15 protein-coding genes are annotated in these 20,264 nt (G+C 64.4%); 5 read left to right on the top strand and 10 right to left on the bottom strand.

Translation table 11 applies throughout. The features are described from left to right. Positions 1 to 3 precede the first annotated feature (3 nt). The 7 genes from uvrA to ACFZPT_RS17005 form a co-directional block, all read right to left on the bottom strand. On the bottom strand, positions 4 to 2,523 hold the full coding sequence (gene uvrA / locus ACFZPT_RS17035) for an excinuclease ABC subunit UvrA (RefSeq protein ID WP_034113986.1): 2,520 nt from the start codon (positions 2,521 to 2,523) through the stop codon (positions 4 to 6). A gap of 8 nt (positions 2,524 to 2,531) precedes the next feature. Further along, positions 2,532 to 4,232, bottom strand: a complete 1,701-nt coding sequence (locus ACFZPT_RS17030) for an ATP-binding protein (protein WP_034113989.1) — start codon at positions 4,230 to 4,232, stop codon at positions 2,532 to 2,534. 108 nt (positions 4,233 to 4,340) lie between these two features. Beyond that, positions 4,341 to 7,412: an error-prone DNA polymerase gene (locus ACFZPT_RS17025; RefSeq protein WP_034113991.1), complete on the bottom strand. Its 3,072-nt coding sequence runs from the start codon at positions 7,410 to 7,412 to the stop codon at positions 4,341 to 4,343. Beyond that, positions 7,409 to 8,824 (bottom strand): DNA polymerase Y family protein, encoded by a 1,416-nt coding sequence (locus tag ACFZPT_RS17020; protein ID WP_034098355.1) that lies wholly within the window; start codon positions 8,822 to 8,824, stop codon positions 7,409 to 7,411. The genes ACFZPT_RS17025 and ACFZPT_RS17020 overlap by 4 nt, the downstream gene beginning before the upstream one ends. A 7-nt stretch (positions 8,825 to 8,831) precedes the next feature. Further along, complete coding sequence (gene imuA, locus ACFZPT_RS17015) at positions 8,832 to 9,446, bottom strand: translesion DNA synthesis-associated protein ImuA (protein WP_034113993.1); 615 nt, start codon at positions 9,444 to 9,446, stop codon at positions 8,832 to 8,834. Continuing rightward, the gene (gene lexA, locus ACFZPT_RS17010) at positions 9,446 to 10,063 is read right to left on the bottom strand and encodes a transcriptional repressor LexA (protein ID WP_034098359.1); all 618 of its coding nucleotides are present in this window, start codon (positions 10,061 to 10,063) and stop codon (positions 9,446 to 9,448) included. The genes imuA and lexA overlap by 1 nt, the downstream gene beginning before the upstream one ends. 69 nt (positions 10,064 to 10,132) lie before the next feature. Then, a complete protein-coding gene (locus ACFZPT_RS17005) occupies positions 10,133 to 10,603 on the bottom strand; it encodes an Lrp/AsnC family transcriptional regulator (RefSeq protein WP_034098361.1) in 471 nt (156 codons plus the stop codon). Positions 10,604 to 10,726: 123 nt separating this feature from the next. Between ACFZPT_RS17005 and ACFZPT_RS17000 the strand changes: the two genes are divergently transcribed. Next, positions 10,727 to 11,971: a methionine gamma-lyase gene (locus ACFZPT_RS17000; RefSeq protein WP_034113995.1), complete on the top strand. Its 1,245-nt coding sequence runs from the start codon at positions 10,727 to 10,729 to the stop codon at positions 11,969 to 11,971. A gap of 63 nt (positions 11,972 to 12,034) precedes the next feature. Here ACFZPT_RS17000 and ACFZPT_RS16995 read toward each other — a convergent pair whose 3' ends face one another. Continuing rightward, positions 12,035 to 12,943, bottom strand: a complete 909-nt coding sequence (locus ACFZPT_RS16995; protein ID WP_034113998.1) for a LysR family transcriptional regulator — start codon at positions 12,941 to 12,943, stop codon at positions 12,035 to 12,037. A gap of 215 nt (positions 12,944 to 13,158) precedes the next feature. Between ACFZPT_RS16995 and ACFZPT_RS16990 the strand changes: the two genes are divergently transcribed. Together ACFZPT_RS16990 and ACFZPT_RS16985 are read left to right on the top strand one after the other, a co-directional pair. After that, positions 13,159 to 13,557 carry a helix-turn-helix domain-containing protein gene (locus tag ACFZPT_RS16990; RefSeq protein WP_034098366.1) on the top strand — a complete coding sequence of 133 codons (399 nt, stop codon included), beginning with the start codon at positions 13,159 to 13,161 and terminating at the stop codon, positions 13,555 to 13,557. Positions 13,558 to 13,615: 58 nt separating this feature from the next. Further along, positions 13,616 to 16,387 carry a winged helix-turn-helix domain-containing protein gene (locus ACFZPT_RS16985; protein ID WP_034114000.1) on the top strand — a complete coding sequence of 924 codons (2,772 nt, stop codon included), beginning with the start codon at positions 13,616 to 13,618 and terminating at the stop codon, positions 16,385 to 16,387. Here the strand turns inward: ACFZPT_RS16985 and ACFZPT_RS16980 are convergent. Both ACFZPT_RS16980 and ACFZPT_RS16975 read right to left on the bottom strand, forming a co-directional pair. Further along, positions 16,334 to 17,806, bottom strand: coding sequence for a winged helix-turn-helix domain-containing protein (locus ACFZPT_RS16980; RefSeq protein WP_034114002.1), 1,473 nt, complete (start codon positions 17,804 to 17,806; stop codon positions 16,334 to 16,336). The genes ACFZPT_RS16985 and ACFZPT_RS16980 overlap by 54 nt on opposite strands. A 150-nt stretch (positions 17,807 to 17,956) precedes the next feature. Continuing rightward, positions 17,957 to 18,907 (bottom strand): GlxA family transcriptional regulator, encoded by a 951-nt coding sequence (locus ACFZPT_RS16975; RefSeq protein WP_379555526.1) that lies wholly within the window; start codon positions 18,905 to 18,907, stop codon positions 17,957 to 17,959. Positions 18,908 to 19,087: 180 nt separating this feature from the next. On the opposite strand from ACFZPT_RS16975, the gene ACFZPT_RS16970 reads away from it, so the two are divergent. Both ACFZPT_RS16970 and ACFZPT_RS16965 read left to right on the top strand, forming a co-directional pair. Then, the gene (locus tag ACFZPT_RS16970; protein ID WP_034114006.1) at positions 19,088 to 19,810 is read left to right on the top strand and encodes a pirin family protein; all 723 of its coding nucleotides are present in this window, start codon (positions 19,088 to 19,090) and stop codon (positions 19,808 to 19,810) included. A 146-nt stretch (positions 19,811 to 19,956) separates the two neighbouring features. Continuing rightward, positions 19,957 to 20,264: hypothetical protein (locus ACFZPT_RS16965; protein WP_379555525.1), on the top strand; the 308-nt coding region annotated here is incomplete at its 3' end.

Below are 20,264 nucleotides of genomic sequence, written 5' to 3'. Positions count from 1 at the left end.
TTATTAGATCATCGCCTTGGCAAGGAACGGCGCAGTCCGGCTCTTTTTGCTTTTGGCCACCTTCTGCGGCGTGCCGCAGGCCACCACGTTGCCGCCCAGATCACCGGCTCCCGGGCCGATATCGATCACCCAGTCGCTCTGGGCCACCACGCGCATTTCATGTTCCACCACAACCACCGTGTGCCCCGCGTCCACCAGTTGATTGAGCTGGCTGAGCAAGCGGTCGACGTCCCGTGGGTGCAGGCCAGTAGTGGGTTCATCCAACACATACAAGGTGGCGCCACGGGCATTGCGTTGCAGCTCGGTGGCCAATTTGATGCGCTGCGCTTCGCCGCCGGACAGCTCCGTCGCCGGTTGGCCCAGGCGCAGGTAACCCAGGCCGATATCCCGCAACACCTCCAGCGAACGCAGCACGCCCGGCTGTTCGGCAAACACCTCCACCGCCTGGTTCACCGTCAGCCCCAGCACCTGGGCGATGCTCATGCCTTGCCACTTCACCGCCAGGGTTTCGGGGTTGTAGCGCGCGCCATGGCAGGTTGGGCACGGTGCGTAGACGCTGGGCATAAACAGCAACTCGACGCTGACAAAGCCTTCGCCCTCGCAGTTGGGGCAGCGGCCCTTGGCGACGTTGAACGAGAATTGCCCGGCATCGTAGCCGCGCTTCTTCGCCGCTGGCGTGGCGGCAAACAGTTTGCGCACGTTGTCGAACAGGCCGGTGTAGGTTGCCAGATTGGAACGCGGCGTGCGGCCGATGGGTTTCTGATCCACCTGCACCAAACGCCGGATATGTTCCAGCCCAGCGCCGATACGTCCGCCGCTTGCTTGCGGCGCGTCATCTTCCAGGCTTGGTTCCTCGTCGCTTTCCACCATGCGCCCAAGGCCACTGCCCACCAGTTCGAGCAGTGCCTGGCTGACCAGGCTGGACTTGCCTGAACCGGAAACCCCGGTGACGGCGGTAAAGCAGCCCAGCGGAAAATCCACCTGCAAATCTTTAAGGTTATTGCGCGTTACGCCCTCCAGCGTCAGCCAGGCGCTAGGCTCACGACGCGCGGCAGTGGCCGGACGCGGTGCGGCGAACAGGTACTCGCGGGTCTGCGACGCCTGCACCTCGGCCAGGCCGGCGGGCGGCCCGCTGTACAGCACTTGCCCGCCCTGCTCGCCGGCAGCCGGGCCGACATCGATCAGCCAATCGGCGCGGCGCATGGTTTCCAGGTCGTGCTCGACTACAAACAACGAATTGCCCGCCGCCTTCAACCGCTCCAGCGCGGTAAACAAGGCTTCGCCATCGGCCGGATGCAGGCCAGCCGATGGTTCGTCCAGCACATAAATCACGCCAAACAATTGCGAGCCCAACTGAGTGGCCAGGCGCAAACGCTGCAATTCGCCGGACGACAAAGTCGGCGTGCTGCGTTCCAGGGACAGGTAGCCCAAACCCAGTTCGATCAGTGTATTAACGCGTTCCAGCAGATCCTCAGCGATACGCTGCGCCGCCAGACGCTTTTCCACCGACAGTTTCATGCGGTCTTCGCCCGCCGCCACCGGTCGCAGCAACTCGGCCAGCTGCGTCAACGACAGCTGGGACAACTCGCCGATGTCCACCCCGGCAAATTTCACCGACAACGCCGCTCGGGTCAGGCGTTTGCCCTCGCACAGCGGGCAAGGGCTGCCCTGCATAAACTGCGAGACGCGCTTTTTCATCAGCGCGCTCTGAGTGTGGCTGAAGGTGTGCAGGATATAGCGCCGCGCACCGCTGAACGTGCCTTGGTAACTGGGTTCCAACTTGCGCTTGAGCGCCTCGCGGGTCTGCTCCGGGGTGAAACCGGCATACACCGGCACCGTTGGGGTTTCTTCGGTGAAGAGAATCCAATCGCGCTGTTTTTTCGGCAGGTCGCGCCACGGAATATCCACGTCATAGCCCAGCGTCACCAGGATGTCGCGCAGGTTCTGGCCCTGCCACGCCAACGGCCAGGACGCCACCGCGCGCTGGCGGATGCTCAGGGACGGATCGGGCACCATCAGCGCCTCCGTTACCTCATACACGCGGCCCAGCCCATGGCATTGCGGGCACGCGCCCTGGGGCAGGTTCGGCGAGAAATCCTCGGCATACAGCATGGCCTGCCCCGCCGGGTATTGACCGGCGCGGGAATACAGCATGCGAATCAGGCTCGACAGGGTGGTCACACTGCCCACCGATGAGCGTGCGCTCGGCGTGCCGCGCTGCTGTTGCAGGGCCACCGCCGGCGGCAGGCCTTCGATGCTGTCCACATCCGGCACGCCCACCTGATCGATCAAGCGCCGCGCATACGGCGCCACCGATTCGAAATAGCGACGCTGAGCCTCGGCATACACCGTAGAAAACGCCAGGGACGATTTGCCCGAGCCGGACACGCCGGTGAACACCACCAGGGCATCGCGCGGGATGTCCACATCAACGTTGCGCAAGTTGTGTTCGCGAGCGCCGCGCACGCGCACAAAGCCAGCGGCCTGGGCCGTGAGCGGCGGGAGGTTGCGTTGTGAGGTCATGGTCAACCTTATCGAGCGGTGAGCACGCTGCGCACCCGTTGCGTCAAGGCTTCGGGGCTGTAGGGCTTACTCAGCAGATGAATGTCGGGGGTCAGCAGATGGTTGTTGGAGAGGATGTCGCGGGTGTGGCCGGAGGTGAACAGTACCGGCACCGGCGGAATTTGCACCCGCGCCCACTCGGCCAGGTCGGTGCTTTTGACCCGGCCCGGCATCACCACATCGGTGAAAATCAGCTCCGGTTGCAGGCCCGCTTGCAGCTGGCGCATGGCCTGGTCGCCATCTTCGGCGGTGAGCACGGTGTAGCCCGATTGTTCGAGCACCTCCACCACGGTCAGGCGCACGCCCTCGTTGTCTTCCACCACCAGGATGGTTTCCCGGCCACACTCAGAGACCACCGGCTCGGCCGGCACCTCCAGGCACTCCTCGCCCAGGCTGCGCGGAAAATACAGCTTCACCACGGTGCCCTTGCCCTCTTCGCTGCACACATCCACATGGCCGCCACTCTGACGCACAAAGCCGAACACCATACTCAGGCCCAGGCCCGTGCCGTGGCCATCACGCTTGGTGGTGAAGAAGGGTTCGAACACTTTGGACTGGATGGCCGGCGACATGCCCACCCCGGTATCGGCCACGGACAGACGCACGTATTCGCCAGGGTTGACGCTTTTGCCCACGCAATCGTCGGGGTTGAGGATGATGTTTTCGCCGCTGATGCGAATCACACCCTCGCCTTTCATGGCGTCCCGGGCATTGATCGCCAGGTTGAGCAAGGCGTTTTCCAACTGGTGACGGTCGACGTGGATGCACCAGGGGTCGCGGGGCAATTGCACGTCGATATGAATGGTTTCGCCCAAGGCGCGTTGCAGCAGTTCACCCAGGGTTTCGTAAATACGCAGCGGGTTGTACACCGCTGGCGACAGCGGCTGGCGCCGGGCAAACGCCAGCAATTGGGCCGACAGCTTGGCGCCACGGTCCACGGCGGCAATCGCAGCGCTGACCCGGCGTTGCACATGCTCATTGTGCGGCTCATGCCGCGCCAGCAAATGCAGGTTGCCGGAGATCACTTGCAGCAGGTTGTTGAAGTCGTGGGCCACGCCGCCGGTGAGGCCGCCAATGGCTTCCAGTTTTTGCGACTGGCGCAACTGGTCCTCGGCGGCGGAACGCGCCTGCACTTCGGCGGCCACCCGCTGTTCCAGGTTGTGCGTGAGTTCTTGGCGCACCTGCTCGGACTTCACTAGTTCGGTGGTCTCCACCACAATCGCCAACACCCCGGCCGGTTGCTGGTCATCGCCGGCGACGGGGCTGTAGTACAGATCGAGCCACACGGTCTCCGGCAGGCCGTTGCGCAACAGCACCAGGTCTTTATTGTTGAACGATAAGGTGCCGCCAGCCAGGCAGGTGTCCACCACATGCCGATTGAAATCCGCCACTTCCGGCCAACCCAGCTCCACCGGCGTGCCCAATAGATAAGGGTGACGTCCACCGGCAAAAGCCGAGTAACTGTCGTTGTAAATCATGTAGCCCGCTCGCCCCCACAGCATCACCATCGGCACGGGAGACGCCAGCATCATTTGCACGGTGCAGGCCAGGCTGGTGGACCATCGATCGATCGGTCCAAGGTCAGTGGTTGACCAGTCGAATGCGCGAATACGCTGGGCCATTTCACCGGCCCAACCTTCACAGCCGTGTGGGTTGGATAAAAATTGCATCGTTCGGCTCTGCGCAGAGAAAGGACGGTCGCAACAGTTGGAGCGCACCGGGGGCGGATCGTTTCATTTGCATACGTTAGGGGCAATTCGCCGCATATGCTACTGGGCTCAACGAAAATCCCGGCTGCGCACATCCATGCCATCGAGCAAGGTGGACAGATCGGTCAGCCGCCCGGCGATCAGGTGCCGCACCTCGCCTACCGCTTCCCAGCGGCCATCGACTTTAAGCAGACGCGAGCCGACCAGAGCCAGGCGCTGACGTTCGGCAAGGTCACGCCAGACCACCACGTTCAGGTTGCCGAACTCATCTTCCAGGGTCACGAAGGTCACCCCGCTGGCGGTGCCGGGCCGTTGTCGCCCGGTAACCAGCCCGGCAACGCTGACATTGCGCCCATGCTCCACCGCCATCAGCTCGCGGGAGCTGCGGCAGCGTCGTTGACGCAACTCGGCGCGCAGCAGCGCCAGTGGATGCGGGCCGAGGGTGGTGCCCAGGGTGGCATAGTCGGCGTGCAGGTCTTCGCTGACCGTGGGCGCCGGTAAGACCACCGCGTCTTCGTCGGGGCTGGGCAGGCCGGCAAACAATCCCAGTTGCTTGTGCACGCCTGCCACCTCCCAGCGTGCGCGGTGGCGATTGCCGGCCAGGGCACGCAAGGCGCCGGCATCGGCGAGCAGGGCCTGGGCTCGTGAGTCCAGCGCGGCGCGACGGTCCAGGTCGGCGATGTCGCTGAATATTTGCTGCCGGCGCGCCGCTTCGATGCGCCGCGCATCCTCTTCACGAAACCCCGAGATCAGGCGCAAGCCCATGCGAATCGCCGGTTGCGCGCCATCGATGGGTTCCAGGCTGCAATCCCAGTCGCTGGCCTGCACATCCACCGGGCGGATCTGCAAGCGATGGCGCCGCGCGTCCTGCAGGATCTGGTCCGGGCTGTAGAACCCCATGGGCCAACTATTAATCAGCGCGCACGCGAACGCCGCCGGTTCATGGCACTTGAGCCAGCAACTGGCGTAGGTCAGCAAGGCAAAACTGGCCGCATGGGACTCGGGGAAACCGTAGCTGCCAAACCCCTTGATCTGCTCGAAGATCTGCGCGGCGAATGCCTCGGTGTAGCCGTTTTTCAGCATGCCATCGCGCAACCGCTCGCGATGGGGCTCAAGGCCGCCGTGGCGTTTCCAGGCGGCCATGGAACGGCGCAACTGGTCGGCCTCGCCGGGGCTGTAGTCGGCGGCCACCATAGCGATCTGCATCACTTGCTCCTGGAACAGCGGGATGCCCAGGGTGCGTTGCAACACGGTTTTCAGTTCGGGCGACGGGTAAGTCGTCGGTTCTTCATGGTTACGCCGCCGCAGGTACGGATGCACCATGCCGCCCTGGATCGGCCCGGGCCGCACAATGGCGACCTCGATTACCAGGTCATAAAAGACCTTGGGCCTGAGCCTTGGCAGCATGGCCATCTGTGCCCGCGACTCGATCTGGAACACGCCAATGGTGTCGGCCTTGCTGATCATGGCGTAGGTGGCCGGGTCGTCCTTGGGAATGCTGGCCAGCGACAGGTCGCGACCGCGATGCTGGCGCAGCAAATCGAAGCAACGGCGGATCGCACTGAGCATGCCCAAGGCAAGGATATCCACTTTGAGCAGGCCCACCGCGTCAAGGTCGTCCTTGTCCCACTGGATAATCGTACGCTCGGCCATGGCGGCGTTTTCCACCGGCACCAGGGTGTCCAGCGGGTACTCGGAAATCACGAACCCACCGGGGTGCTGGGACAGATGCCGAGGGAAGCCGATCAGCTGCTGGGTCAAGGTCAGCACCCGATGCAGGATCGGCGTATGCGGGTCGAAGCCTGCTTCGCGCAGGCGCTCCAGGGGCGGTGCGTCGTCACTCCAGCGCCCGCAGCAATCGGCCAGGGCGTTGATCTGATCCGGCGGCAACCCCAAGGCCTTGGCCACGTCACGCACCGCGCCGGCAGCGTGATAAGTGCTGACCACCGCGGTCAGCGCCGCGCGGTGGCGGCCGTAGCGCTGGAATACGTATTGCAGCACTTCTTCGCGGCGTTCGTGTTCGAAGTCCACGTCGATATCCGGCGGCTCGTTGCGCTCCTTGGATAAAAACCGCTCGAACAACAGGTTTGTCAGGCTCGGGTCGATCTCGGTGATGCCCAGGGCAAAGCACACCGCCGAATTGGCCGCCGAGCCACGGCCCTGGCACAGGATCGAACGGCTGCGGGCGAAGCGCACAATGTCATGCACCGTGAGGAAATAGCTTTCGTAGCCCAGATCGCTGATCAGCCCCAATTCGTGGTCGATCTGCATTGACGTCTTGGCCTCGACGCCGTGGGGCCAGCGCCGCGCCATGCCTTCTTCGGTGACGGCGCGCAGCCAGGTTTTAGCGGTATGCCCCTCGGGCACCAATTCACGCGGGTAGTGATAGCGCAACTGGCCGAGGTCGAAGGTGCAACGACGCGCGATGGCCAGGCTTTCGTCGAGCAGCGCTTGCGGGTACAGCGCGCCGAGGGCGTCAAGGCTGCGCAAGTGCCGCTCGCCGTTGGGGTGCAGGCGCGTGCCGGCCTCAGCCACGCTGACGTGATGACGGATGGCAGTCATGGTGTCTTGCAAAGCGCGGCGCCCACGTACGTGCATATGCACATCGCCACAAGCCACCGCTGGTATTTGCAGACTGGCGGCCAGGTTCAGGCGTTGCTGCAAGTGGCGTGCATCGTCCTGCCCGCAATGCAGATGCACCGCCAACCACAGGCGTTCGGCGAAGGTCTCGCGCAGCCATTGGATCGACGCCTGGGTGTCATCGTCAGCCGCCACCCACAACGCCAGCAGGCCGGGCATCGGTTGATCGAAATCGTCTTGCAGCAGGCGATAACGGCCCTTTTCGGCGCGGCGGCGGGCCACGGTGATCAACCGGCACAGGTGCTGGTAGCCGCTGAGGTCTTGCACCAGCAGCACCACTTTCGGGCCGTTTTCCAGGCGCACTTCGCTGCCGATGATCAGCGGCAGTTCCACCGCCTTGGCCGCCTGCCAGGCGCGCACGATGCCCGCCAGGCTGCACTCATCGGTAATTGCCAGGGCGCTGTAGCCTTGGGCCTTGGCCCTTTCGAACAACTCCAGGGCACTGGATGCACCGCGCTGAAAACTGAAGTTGGACAGGCAATGCAGCTCGGCGTAGCTCATGCAAACCAGCCTTGCAGCCACAAGCCATCGCTCTGCCCCACGTTGCGGAAAGCCCAGCCGCGTTGGCCGGTGCGGGTCTGCACCAAGTAATAATCGCGACGGATATCGGCGCCGTCCCACCAGCCGGATTCGATACGCTCCGGGCCCATCAGGATATGCACGCCCTGCTCGGCCAATGGGCTCGGTTGCGGCAGCAGCCAGCCGGGGCGCTGCACCTTGTTCAAGCCTTGGCAGGCACGCGGGTCCGCTGCCGCTTGCCAGGCACACTCCGGGCGATGATCGGCATGAAAGCGCAGGCCCTGCACAGCGTCATCCCCCAGGCGTGCGCGCAGGCGTTCGCGCAATTGCTCCCAGGGCAGGGTTTGTTGCGGGCGCTCGTCGAACAGGTCCTGACGCTGCGGCACAAACACCGGCAGGTCTTCGGCCAGCAGGCGAAGGCTGCGCACCGGGGCGCTGACTTGCACCTGCTCCAGGCGCCCGCGCGCCAGTTCGAACAGCATGCCCGGTTCGCGCTCGGCACTGAGCAGGCCGACTTTGATCACGCTGTCGGCAGCCTGGGCATGTTCCAGATGCAGATCGAAACGCTGCACGCCACTGTCGCGACCGCAGAGGAATGCGGACAGATCGGCGGTCAAACGGCGCAAAGGGAATAGCAGCGCCTGATGGGAATGCACGTCGAAGTTCAGTTCGATGCGCACGTCAAACCGGTCGGGTGGCTGGTAGAAGTCCAGAGCCAACGGGCGCTGGCCGCTCAAGGCATCCAGGTGCTGGAGCAGACCGGCGTCAAACCGCCGCGCCAGGGTGTGCCGAGGCAGGGCCTGCACGTGGGCCAGGGTACGCAGGCCCATGCGCGATAACGCGGTAGCCGCCTGCGGCTCCAGGCCGGCGCGGTCGATGGGCAACGGGGCCAGGGCCTGCTGTAAAGCGGAGTCATCGGCCACGGCCAGACCATCATAGAGATTGGCCAACACCCGCGCCGCCGCCGGGTTGGGCGCGGCGACGATGCGGTGGCGAAAGCCCAGTTCGGTCAACTCCTTGCGCAGGCGCGCTTCGAACAGCGGCCAGGGCCCGAACAGCCCCAGGCTCGATTCGATTTCAAACAACAAGGCGCGGGGGTAATACACGCTGACCTGAGAACTGAAACGGTAGGCCCAGGCCGCCAGGAATTGCTGCCAACGCTCAATCTGCACGGGGTCGTATTCGGCGCTGGCAAAGGTCTTGACCAGCGCATGTGCCGCCGTCAGGGACTGGCCAGGCCGTAAGCCCAACGCACGCGCGGCGGCATTGACGGTTTGCAGGACGCGCCGCTGCGGCGTACCGGCAAGCAGCGCCAAGGGCGCATCCGGCTCGGGATGCAGGCGCTGCACCCCGTCCAGCGCCAATTGCGGGAAGACAATACACACCCAGCGCATGGCAAGCTCAGTGCCCGGCCAACGCAATCGGCGCCGGATGGGCCAGCCCGCCGCGACACTTGAGCACGCGCACCTGGGCGGGCCTGGCCTCGACGGCCAGGCGCAACGCGGCAGGCGATGGGTTGATTGCTTCACTCAGGGCACGCCAGGCAAAAGCCAGGGTCTGGCCGGTTTCGGCCGCCACCTGCAAGCGGCGCAAGGCACGGTCATCGGCCTTGTGCGGCCAGCACAACACGGCGCCGCAACTGCCGGAACGCAGGCACTGTTCCACAGCCCACAGCACGTCGCGCTCCTCGGCCTGCACCAATGAGAGCTGACGCACGTCCACCCCGGCGTTCTGCCAGGCATGGGGGTACGGCGTATAGGGCGGCGCCACCAGCACGATGCGCTCCCCCGCCGCCGATAAGCGCGCCAGGGTCGGCAGCACCAGTTGCAATTCGCCCACGCCGTCCTTGGCCATCAGGATTTCACTCAAGGCCGAGGCCGGCCAACCGCCGCTGGGCAGCACCGCATCCAGCGCCGCCAGCCCGGTGGGATGCAGGCTGGCCGGTGGCGCGGCGGGCCGGCCCTTCCAGACGCGGCCACCATTGAACAGCGCGTCCAGGGCAACCACGGCGCCCATCAGCCTTGCCTCACCAGGCCGCAGAACACCCCTTCGATGGCCAGGTCCTGGTCGGGGCCCACCACAATGGGTTGGTACGCGGGGTTGCGGGGCAGCAGACGCACCGTGTCGGCGTTGCGTTCAAAACGTTTGATGGTGACTTCGCCGTCCAGGCGCGCCACCACGATCTGCCCATTCAAAGCCTCGGCACTGCGCCGCACGCCCACCAGGTCGCCGTCAAGGATGCCGTCTTCGATCATCGAGTCGCCCTGCACCCGTAGCAGGTAATCCGGTGTTTTCGCGAAGGTAGCCGGGTCCAGTTGCAGGCGGCTGTGCACTTCGGCATCGGCGCCAATCGGCAGACCGGCGGCCACACGGCCAAGCACAGGCACATCCAGCCATTCGGGTCGCGCCGGCTGATTGAGCAGGCGAATACCACGGGCTTGGTTGGGGTTGACCTCGATAAAACCGGCTTCGGTCAGCGCCAGCACATGCTTGCGCGCCACGCTGCGCGAGGCAAAACCGAACGCCTCGGCGATCTCGGCGAGGCTGGGGGGCTGGCCTTGCTGCGCGATGCGGTCGCGGATAAAGGTCAGGATGGCGGTACGGCGGGGGGTCAGGGTCGTCATGGAGTACATTTGTACCCCTGTGGGAAATTTCTGACAATAGCCGTCAGTCGGGGTTGTGTTGAACCAGCGATAAGTCGATCAAGCAGGTAAGGGAATAGTCCGCAGCGGTCGCACCGACTTGTAGGAGAAGCTCGAATAGATCTCTTTGACGCACGGCAACGTCTGTAGCACCTCGCGGGCAAATTCGCCGAACGACTCCAGATCCTTGGCCACCACCTCCAGCAAGAAGTCATAGCGCCCCGACACGTTATGGCAGGCCACGATTTCCGGAATATCCAGCAGCCGCTGTTCAAAAGCGCGGGCAATCTCCTGGGTGTGACTCTCCATCATGATGCTGACAAATGCCGTCACCCCATACCCCAGCGCCTTGGGCGACAGGATCGCCTGGTAACCGCTGATTACCCCGCTTTCCTCCAGGTTTCGTACCCGGCGCCAGCATGGCGAGGTGGTTAGCGACACACGCTCGGCCAGTTCGGCCACCGTGAGACGGGCATTGCTTTGCAGGGCGTTTAACAAGGCTTTATCGGTACGATCGAGGTGAGTGGGCATAGCGTGCCTCTAAACGTTATTTTTATTGGCTTTTCATCCCCTGATACGGGATTTGGCAGCAAACTTGGCAAAGTTCGGCCGCGATTTCGAGCATAGCATTGTAGGAAACAAGGAGCGCCCGACATGCACAATAAACACAAGACATTCGGCTTTTCCACACGCGCCATCCATCACGGCTATGACCCCAAAGACCATCACGGCGCCCTGGTGCCGCCGATCTATTTGTCCGCCACCTTTGCCTTTCCCACGGCCGAATACGGCGCTGCCTGTTTTGCCGGTGAGGCCAACGGGCATTTCTATACGCGCATTTCCAACCCCACCCTCGCGCTGCTGGAATCGCGCATGGCCAGCCTGGAGAACGGCGAGGCGGCGGTGGCGTTCAGTTCCGGCATGGGCGCAATCGCCGCGACGTTCTGGACGCTGTTGCGGCCCGGCGATGAGGTGATCGTCAGCCAGACCCTTTACGGCTGCACCTTCGCCCTGCTGCACCACGGCATCGGTGAATTCGGCATCAAGGTGCGCCACGTCGACCTGACCGACCTGGCTGCGCTGGAGGCCGCGCTCAGCCCTGCCACGCGCATGATCTACTGCGAAACCCCGGCCAACCCCACCCTGCAACTGGTGGACATCGCCGCCGTGGCCGCCCTCGCCCACCAGCAGCCGAATGTGACCGTGGTGGTCGACAACACCTACTGCACTCCCTACCTGCAACGCCCCCTCGATCTCGGTGCCGACGTGGTGGTGCATTCGGCCACCAAGTACCTCAGCGGCCACGGCGATATCACCGCCGGCATTGCCGTGAGCAACCAGGCCCTGGCCCAGCGCATTCGCCTGCAAGGCCTCAAGGACTTGACCGGCGCAGTGATGTCGCCACAGGACGCGGCCTTGCTGATGCGCGGTCTCAAAACGCTGGGCCTGCGCATGGACCGCCATTGCAGTAATGCCCAAGCCGTGGCCGAAGCCTTGCAGGCCCATCCCGCCGTCGAGCACGTTACCTACCCCGGCCTGCCGTCTTTCCCACAGTACGCATTGGCAAAACGACAGATGGGTCAGGCCGGCGGCATGCTGGCCTTCGAGCTAAAAGGCGGCATCGACAGCGGCCGGCGCTTTATGAACGCCCTGCAATTGTTTACCCGCGCGGTCAGCCTGGGGGATGCCGAATCGCTGGCCCAACACCCGGCGAGCATGACCCATTCCACCTACACCCCGCAGGAACGCGCGCAGCACGGTATCAGCGAAGGTCTGGTGCGGTTGTCGGTCGGGTTGGAGGATGTGGCCGACCTGCTGGCGGATGTGCACCAGGCGTTGGCCAAGTGCATGCGCGTGGCGCCGCGTGCCAAGGCGATGGCGACCCACGCCGCGAGGTAACGGCGCAGGCCTGACGCGGGGCAAGCCCGCCCATACAAGACATCACGTGGCATTGAGCCAGACTCAAACCCTCGGTGCCATATGCTCGGCAATCCGCGCCCGTAACCAGCGCTCCGCCGGGTCATTGTCGTGCACCCCGCTCCAGACCATCGACAACTCTGCCGCATCAATCGCAAACGGCGGGTCCTCGGCGCGCAGGGTGGTGCCCTCGGTCAGAGCGCATGCCGCGTAGTCCGGCACGGTGGCGATGATCTGCGTGCCCGCCAGCAACGCCCGCAACCCGCTGAATTGCGGCACCGCCAGTACCACCCGCCGGGCGCGGCCGATGCGCGCCAGGTCCAGGTCGATATTGCCGCTCAAGTCCCCGGAAAACGACACCATTGCATGGGGGCGCTGGCAGTAATCATCCAGGCTCAGCGGCGCCACGCCGTCATCGCCGCGCAGCACTTTGCACGGAATATCCCGCAGCTTCTTGCGCTTGGCGTTCGCCGGCAATTCGGTGGTGTAGCTCACGCCTACGGAAATCTCGCCACTGGCCAGCAGCGACGACATCAACAGGTAATTGGCCCGGCGGACCACCACGATGATCCCCGGCGCTTCTTCGCGCAGTTGGCTAAGCAACGGCGGAAACAGGCCGAACTCGGCGTCATCGGACAAACCGATGCGGAACACCGCGCAGCTGGTGGATGGGTCGAAATCCTTGGCGCGGCTAACCGCGCCGGAAATGGTGTCCATGGCCGGTTGCAGCTCCTTGAGTATCGCCACTGCCCGTGGCGTGGGCTCCATGCCCCGGCCGTTGCGCAGCAGCAACGGGTCGTCGAACAGATCGCGCAAACGCCCCAGCGCTGCGCTTACCGCCGGTTGGCCCATAAACAGTTTTTCAGCGACTCGGGTCAGGTTCTTTTCGAACATCAAGGCTTCGAAAATCACCAGCAGGTTCATGTCGACGCGGCGCAGGTCGTTGCGGTTCATGGCGCTATCCAGACGGTTATCAGGCCGCCAGCTAAGCACGTAGCAGCGGCATCGGGATTGCACGCCTGTGCTGTCTTTTTCGCCAGGAAAAACCGCCTAACCTGGCAAAATTAACAACGATTAACTCGTCAGGAACAGGCACCGGCGCCAAGAATGCAGCCGTCTACACTGCATCCATTCACCGGGAACGCTCCCATCGACTGCGGATACCTGTCATGGCCCGACTTGAGTACTGTGCGCCTCGCTTGCCCGCCACTGGCGGCCTGTGCCCTCGGCGCGAACGCATCGCCAAACAACTGATCCTGGCCAACCTCGGCGAAAGCCTGACCATCGCCGAGCTGGCCCAGGCCTGCGCCCTGTCGCGCAGCCATTTTTCTCGCGCTTTCAAGTGCAGCACCGGGCTATCGCCCCAGGAATGGATCCGCCAACAGCGCATCCAGCGTGCCAAGGAGCTGATCACCACGTCCTCCCTGAGCCTCACGCAGATCAGCCTGGAGTGCGGGTTCTGCGACCAGGCGCACTTCTGCCACATGTTTACCCGCAGTGAAGGGGTCAACCCAATGACCTGGCGAAATCACCAACTGCGTCACAAGCCCCATGTGATCGCCGCCTAGTGATCCAGACACGCCTGGCCTATGCTGGCCGCCTACCGTTCCCAGAGCATGGCCACCCATGAACGACCTCCGCGATCAGGCCGTGCAGTTCGGCCCCTACCGTATCCACCCGCGCCAACGCCTGGTGCTGGAGGCCGGTCGGCCGCTACGCCTGGGGCGGCGCGCGGTGGATATCCTGCTGATCCTGCTGGAGCAGGCCGGCAACGTGGTGAGCAAGCAGGAGCTGATCGCGCGGGTGTGGCCGACAAGCGTGGTGGAGGACGGCAACCTGCGGGTGCATATGGCGGCGTTGCGTAAAGCGTTGGGCGATGGCCAGGCCGGGCAGCGCTATATCGTCACCGTGGCCCAGCGCGGCTACAGTTTTGTTGCGCCATTGAGCATCGAACCGATGAGCCTACCCAGCGACGGTGCGCCTCAACGCCCGTGCCACAACCTGCCCCTGCGCCGCACTCGCATGATCGGACGCCAGGCCTTGATCGACCGCCTGGTGCAACAACTGCCCACGCAACGCTTTATCACCCTGACCGGCGCCGGCGGCATCGGTAAAACCACCGTCGCCCTGCGGGTGGCGGAATTGCTGATCGGCCACTACCGCGACGGCATTCACCTGCTGGACCTGGCGCCGCTGAGCACGCCATCGATGATCCTGCCCAACCTCGCCGCCCTGCTCGACCTGGCGCCGGCCGAACAAGGGCCGCTGGTGGCTTTCGCGCGCAGCTTGCAGGAGCGCCAGTTGCTGCTGGTGATCGACAACTGCGAACACCTGCTGGACGACATCGCACTGATCAGCGAAACCTTGCTGCGCCACGCGCCCCACCTGCACATCTTGGCCACCAGCCGCGAAGCGTTGCGCGCCGAGGGCGAGTCGGTGCAACGCCTGGAGCCGCTGGCCTGCCCACCCGCCTCCGGCAATCGTGCCCAGGCCCTGGGTTACCCGGCCTTGCAACTGTTGATCGAGCGGGCCATGGCCCATCAGGACAGCTTTGAACTTAGCGACACCGAGCTGCCCCTGGCCATCGATATCTGCCAGCGCCTCGATGGGATTCCCCTGGCCATTGAACTGGCGGCGGCGCAGATCGAGCGTTTCGGCCTGTCGGGATTGCTGGCGCAAATCAACGATAACGTGCGCCTGCTCAACCGTGGCCAGCGCAGTGACCTGCCCCGTCATCACACCCTGCGCGCAACCCTGGACTGGAGCTTCAACCTGCTCAGTGCCGGCGAGCAAATCTGCCTGCGCCGTCTAGCGGTGTTTCGCGGCGGCTTCAGCCTGGCCAGCGCGACGGCGGTGATTGCCGGCGCAGCGCTCGCCCCGGCCGAGGTACCCGGCTCGATCAGCCAACTGGTGGGCAAATCCCTGCTGAACGTAGAACCCAGCGATGACGATATGGTGTATCGCCTGCTGGACATCACCCGCACCTACGCCCTGGAAAAACTCAGCCTCGCCGGCGAGCTGGACGCCACCCGCGAACGTCACGCGGCGCGTTGCCTGGCGCTGATGGAACAGGCACAGGCCGATTGGTCGCTACTCGCGACCCAGCCGTGGATCGACCGCTACGCCCCGCTGCGCGAAGACATCCGCGCGGCGCTGGACTGGGGCCTCGGAACGGGCGGTGCGTCGGCGCTGGCGATCAAGTTGACGGTCAGCGCCATGCCGCTGTGGCAGGAACTGTCGCTGCTGCGCGAACACGCTTTGTACGTGGGCAAGGCCCTGGCCCTGATGGACAAGGCCCAAGCGCCCTGCCCGCGCCTGGCGATGCAGCTGCAACTGGCCTTGGGCAGCCTGGTTTATCACGCAGTCGGCGGCGCGGCCCAGAGCGGCACGGCATTCGCCGAAGCCGCGCGCCTGGCCGAGCAGAGCCAGGACCTGGGCGGCCAGTTGCGCGCGATCTCCGGGCAAATGGCGGTCGACCTCTGTGGCGGGCGCTATGACCAGGCGCGGGCGCAGAGCGTGCAGTTCGATCGCCTCGATCCGCGCACCGATCCGTTGCTGGGCTTGAGCAATCAGCGCCTGCAGGTGCTGGCCCAGCATTTCACTGGCGACCAGGTCCTGGCCCGCCAGAATGCCGAACAGCTGATCCAGCGCATGGCCCACAGCGGCCACTTGAACCGGTTCGCCCACGGCATCGGCATACAGTACGACCAGAATGTTGCTTCATTGACCGTCCTGGCGCGCATCCTATGGCTGCAGGGTTACCCCGAGCGCGCCTGGCGCACCGCCAGCCAGGCATTGGAACTGGCCGTGCAGGTCAACCACGGCACCTCGATCTGCTACACCCTGGCCCTGGCCGGCGTGGTGATCGCACGCTACAACGGCGACCAGACGGCAGCGCAGCGCCTGCAAGCGCTATTGCTGGAACAGTCGCATAAACATGGGGTGCACTTGTTCCAGACCTGGGCCGGGCATTACGCCGGCATCATGGAACGCAGCGACCTGCAAGGTCTGGGGCTGATCGAAGACATTCTGGTCACGCTCGGCGCCTGCCCGGTCGATGCACAGAACGCCGCGCGTGCACGCACGGGGGCCGCCGGTTGGTGCGCGCCGGAACTATTGCGGGTAACCGCCGAGCAGATGTTGGGCCAGGGCGATATGTTGGCTGCCGAGCCCCTGCTGCGCGAAGCCCTCGACCTGGCCAACACCCAAGGCGCCCTGGCCTGGGAACTGCGCAGCGCCGCATCGATGGCACGGTTGTGGCAAAGCCTGGGCCGCGCGGATGCCGCCCGCGACCTGCTCAAAGGCGTGTACGAACGGTTTAGCGAAGGGTTCGCCACGCCGGATCTAGTCGACGCTCGCCGCCTGCTCGACCAGTTGCAGGACAAACGGCCGGCCTGAACCCAGCCCCAGGTAATGCCCATAGCCCTGCTGCAAACGTTGCACTTGCCGTGGGTCGCGCAACTGCATCAGGGCATAGTTGCGCAGGCAATTGAGCAGGCGGTAACGCGGCAATCCGGGACCAGGCTCCACGCTGAGCAGCGAGACATTCACCAAGCGTGTCAGCAGGTACGCCAGGTCGGCATGCTCCAGTTCGGTGCCGGCCACCAACGCGCTCAACGTCGGCAAGTTCACCGCGTGCTTGAACAGCCCCAATTGCAGGAACAACCAGCGCTCCGGCAGGCTCAGGCGCTGGTAGGTCCAATCCAGGGCTGCCGCGAGGGACTGATGCCGCTCAACCGCCGTGCGGCGCCCCCGAGTCAAGACCTGTAAGCCCTTGCACAGCTGCGCCTGCACGCCACGCATGCCCAGCGCGTCGACCTGCGCCGCCGCCAGCTCCAGTGCCAGGGGAATGCCGTCGAGGCGCCGCACGATATCGCGCAGCGGCGCCAGATCCTGAAGACGCAACTCAAAGCCTTGCTGCCCGGCCCGCGCGCGCGCCACGAACAGCTGCACCGCCGGGCAGGCCAACGCCTGTTCGACACTGGCCAGTGCCGCCGGTGCGGGCACCGCCAGGCGCGGTACGCGCAGCACCCATTCGCCGGGAAGGTGCAGCGGTTCACGGCTGCTGATCAGCACGCTGACCCGGGGCGCAAGTTCACGCAATACGCGCAGCCACTGCCGGCACGCGACCAATAGCAGGTCAACGCCGTCGAGCACCAACAGCAACTGGCGCGACGCCAAGTGCCGTCCCAGCTCATGGGCGCTGCTCCCGGCTTGCAGCTGCAGCACCGCGGCCACCTGCTCCAGCATCGCCTTCGGCGTCTGCACCGTGGCCAGGTCGACCCACCATACGCCGTCGCGATAGCGCGGCAAGACCCGCTCGGCCAGGGCCAATGCCAGGGTGCTCTTACCCACCCCGGCGCAACCCGTGAGGGTCATCAGGCGTTGGCCGGACAGGCGCCGCACCAGCACGCCTAATACTTCGTCACGGCCTATCACCGGCGTCAGCCGAGCAACCAGGTTATGGCACGGCGTCGCCACCGAAGGCAGTGCGCCGTGCACCGGTGCCGCGAAGCAATAGCCGCGATGAGGATCATTGAGGATGTAGCGTTGCCCATCGAACGCCCGGCGCAACGCGGCGATGTGCACACGCAGGTTATTCTCTTCCACCACGCTGCACGGCCAGACGCGCTCGATCAAGGTCGCCTTGTCGATGAATTGTCCCGGCGCTTCGAGCAGCAACGCGAGGATGTCCAGCGCGCGCCCGCCAAGCGGCACCGGCCAACCCGCCTTGCTGACCAGGCGTTGCTGGCGGTGAAAGACATAAGCACCAAAGCGCAGTGTGCCATCAGCGTCCATCGACTGAGGGTTGTTCATGTCTCGTCATCGCGCTGAAACACCCGTTCTTGGGCGTTCGCGCATCCTTTTCCATGGGCTTGGCGTTATCTTGCCAGTTGGCAATGACAGGACAATGCTGGCACAGGGAGCGATACGGACAATCCGGTGCGCTAGACGGACATGGTGTCGTTAACTGAACTGTTGTCGGTATTGGGTCGGGGTCAGGCCGAGTTTTTCACTGAAGAGAAAGCGCATATGCCGCACGCTGCCGAAACCGGCGTGGAACGCCACGGTCTTGAGCGGCAGCTCGGTGGTTTCCAATAAGTGCCGCGCGCGGTCGATGCGCGCACCTTGCAGAAAGGCCATGGGCGTCATCTGCACATCCTTGGCGAACAACCGCGCAAAGCGGCGCGCGCTCATATCAACCAGAGCGGCCATGGATTCGACGGTGAAGGACTGTTCAAGATTGGCCAGAACATGGTTCTGCACTCGGGTGATCGGGGTTTCCTGGGGCGCCACGGCCGAGGTCATCGGGCTGAACTGAGCCTGGCCGCCCTGACGCTTCATCACCACCAGCAGCACCTTGGCCACTTCCACCGCCACCTGTTTGCCGTGGTCCTGAGCCACCACCGACAACGCCAGGTCGATGCCCGCGGTGACCCCGCCGGAAGTGATCAGGCGCCCGTCCTGCAAGTAGATGCGATCGGTCTCCACGATAGCCTTGGGGAACGCCTTGATCAGTCGCTCGGTGTAGTGCCAGTGAGTGGTGACGCGATGACCGTCCAGCAGCCCGGCGTACCCCAGCACAAAGGCGCCGGTGCAGATCGAACCGAAGCGCCGCGCCCGTGGCACCGCCGCCCTGAGCCACGGCAGCAACGCCGGGTGGCACTCGTTGTAGGCGCCAGGGCCGCCGGGCACCAGCAACAGGTCATAAGCGTCCAGGGCCTGCTCCAGCAACAGGTCGGCCTGCACCATCACCCCATTGGAGGCGCGCAACGGGCCAGACTCGGTGCCCAGGATGAGGATTCGATAATGCTGCGCAGGGGGCAGGTAGCGATTGGCAATGGAGAACACTTCGAGCGGCCCGGCCATGTCGAGCAGGAGGAAGTCCGGGAACAGCGCCATGGCCACGGTTTTCATTGTGCGGAGGGTCCATAGAGAAGAAGGCGGCGCTCATTATTGCACGCTCGCAACTGTCAACCGCAAGTGGACAGTTATTCAGTTTTCATCTTCTTAATGAATTAAAAGACAACCAGTAACCTTCTCCTCAACGCCAGCGCACTGCATGTCGCAGACCGCGCTCACTTGAGGACAAAGACCATGCTGACCCTACGCAAAGCATCCGAACGCGGCGCCGCCAATCATGGTTGGTTGAAGTCGTTCCACACCTTCTCGTTCGCCAACTACTGGAACCCCGCCGAGCAGGGTTTTTCCGACCTGCTGGTGATCAACGATGACCGCGTCGCCGCCGGCAAAGGCTTCGGCCAGCACCCGCACCGCGATATGGAGATTTTCTCCTATGTGCTCGAAGGCGCCCTGGAGCACAAGGACACCTTGGGCACCGGCTCGGTGATCCGCCCCGGCGATGTGCAACTGATGAGCGCCGGCAGCGGCGTGGCCCACAGCGAGTTCAACCACAGCCAGACCCGAGGCGTGCACTTCCTGCAGATCTGGATCGTGCCCTCGGTGGCCGGCGCAGAGCCGCGCTATCAGCAAGAGCACTTCAGCGAAGCGCAAAAACGCGGACGCTTGCAGTTGATCATCTCGCCGGACGGCGCCGACGGTTCCCTCAGCGTGCGCCAGGACGCACGGGTCTACGCCGGGCTGTTCAACGCCGAAGAAACCGCGACGTTGGACCTGCCACCGGCGCGGCATGTGTACATCCATGTGGCTCGCGGCAGCGTTGAGGTCAACGGCCAGCGCCTGGAAGAAGGCGACGGCGCCCGGGTGCGGGATGAGCGCCAGATTCGCCTGAGCCAGGGCGAGGACGCCGAGGTGTTGGTGTTCGACCTGCGACCTCAGGAACTGCCGCAGATGCCATGACCGACCGCGCGGTGGCCCGGGAAACCGGGCCATCGCTGGCGTCGATAGTCACCATCAGCCCAATGAAGTTCTCTTAAAAAAAGCAACGCGTAACATCCAACCCATACACAGCAACACCCCAACTTAATGACTCGGAGCACACTCTCATGAAACGCCAACTCTTGCTTAGCCTTGCTTTCTCGGTACTCGCTGCCAACGCATTCGCTCACCCCGTGTTGGCCGAAGGCGGCGCGGATCGCCTGATGGAAAACCGTGTCGCCGAAGGTGGCGCCGACCGTTTACAGGAACGTGGCCTGGCTGAAGGCGGTGCGGATCGTTTGCAGGAACGCGCTCTGGCCGAAGGCGGTGCGGATCGCTTGCAGGAACGCGCTCTGGCCGAAGGCGGTGCGGATCGTTTGCAGGAACGTGCTCTGGCCGAAGGCGGTGCGGATCGTTTGCAGGAACGCGCTCTGGC

The organism is Pseudomonas sp. MD330_10 (genome assembly GCF_042610415.1).
In the GTDB taxonomy this organism is placed as follows: Bacteria; Pseudomonadota; Gammaproteobacteria; order Pseudomonadales; family Pseudomonadaceae; genus Aquipseudomonas; species Aquipseudomonas rhodesiae.
The sequence above is the reverse complement of the archived record's forward strand: the minus strand, read 5'-3'. Positions and strand labels throughout refer to the sequence as shown.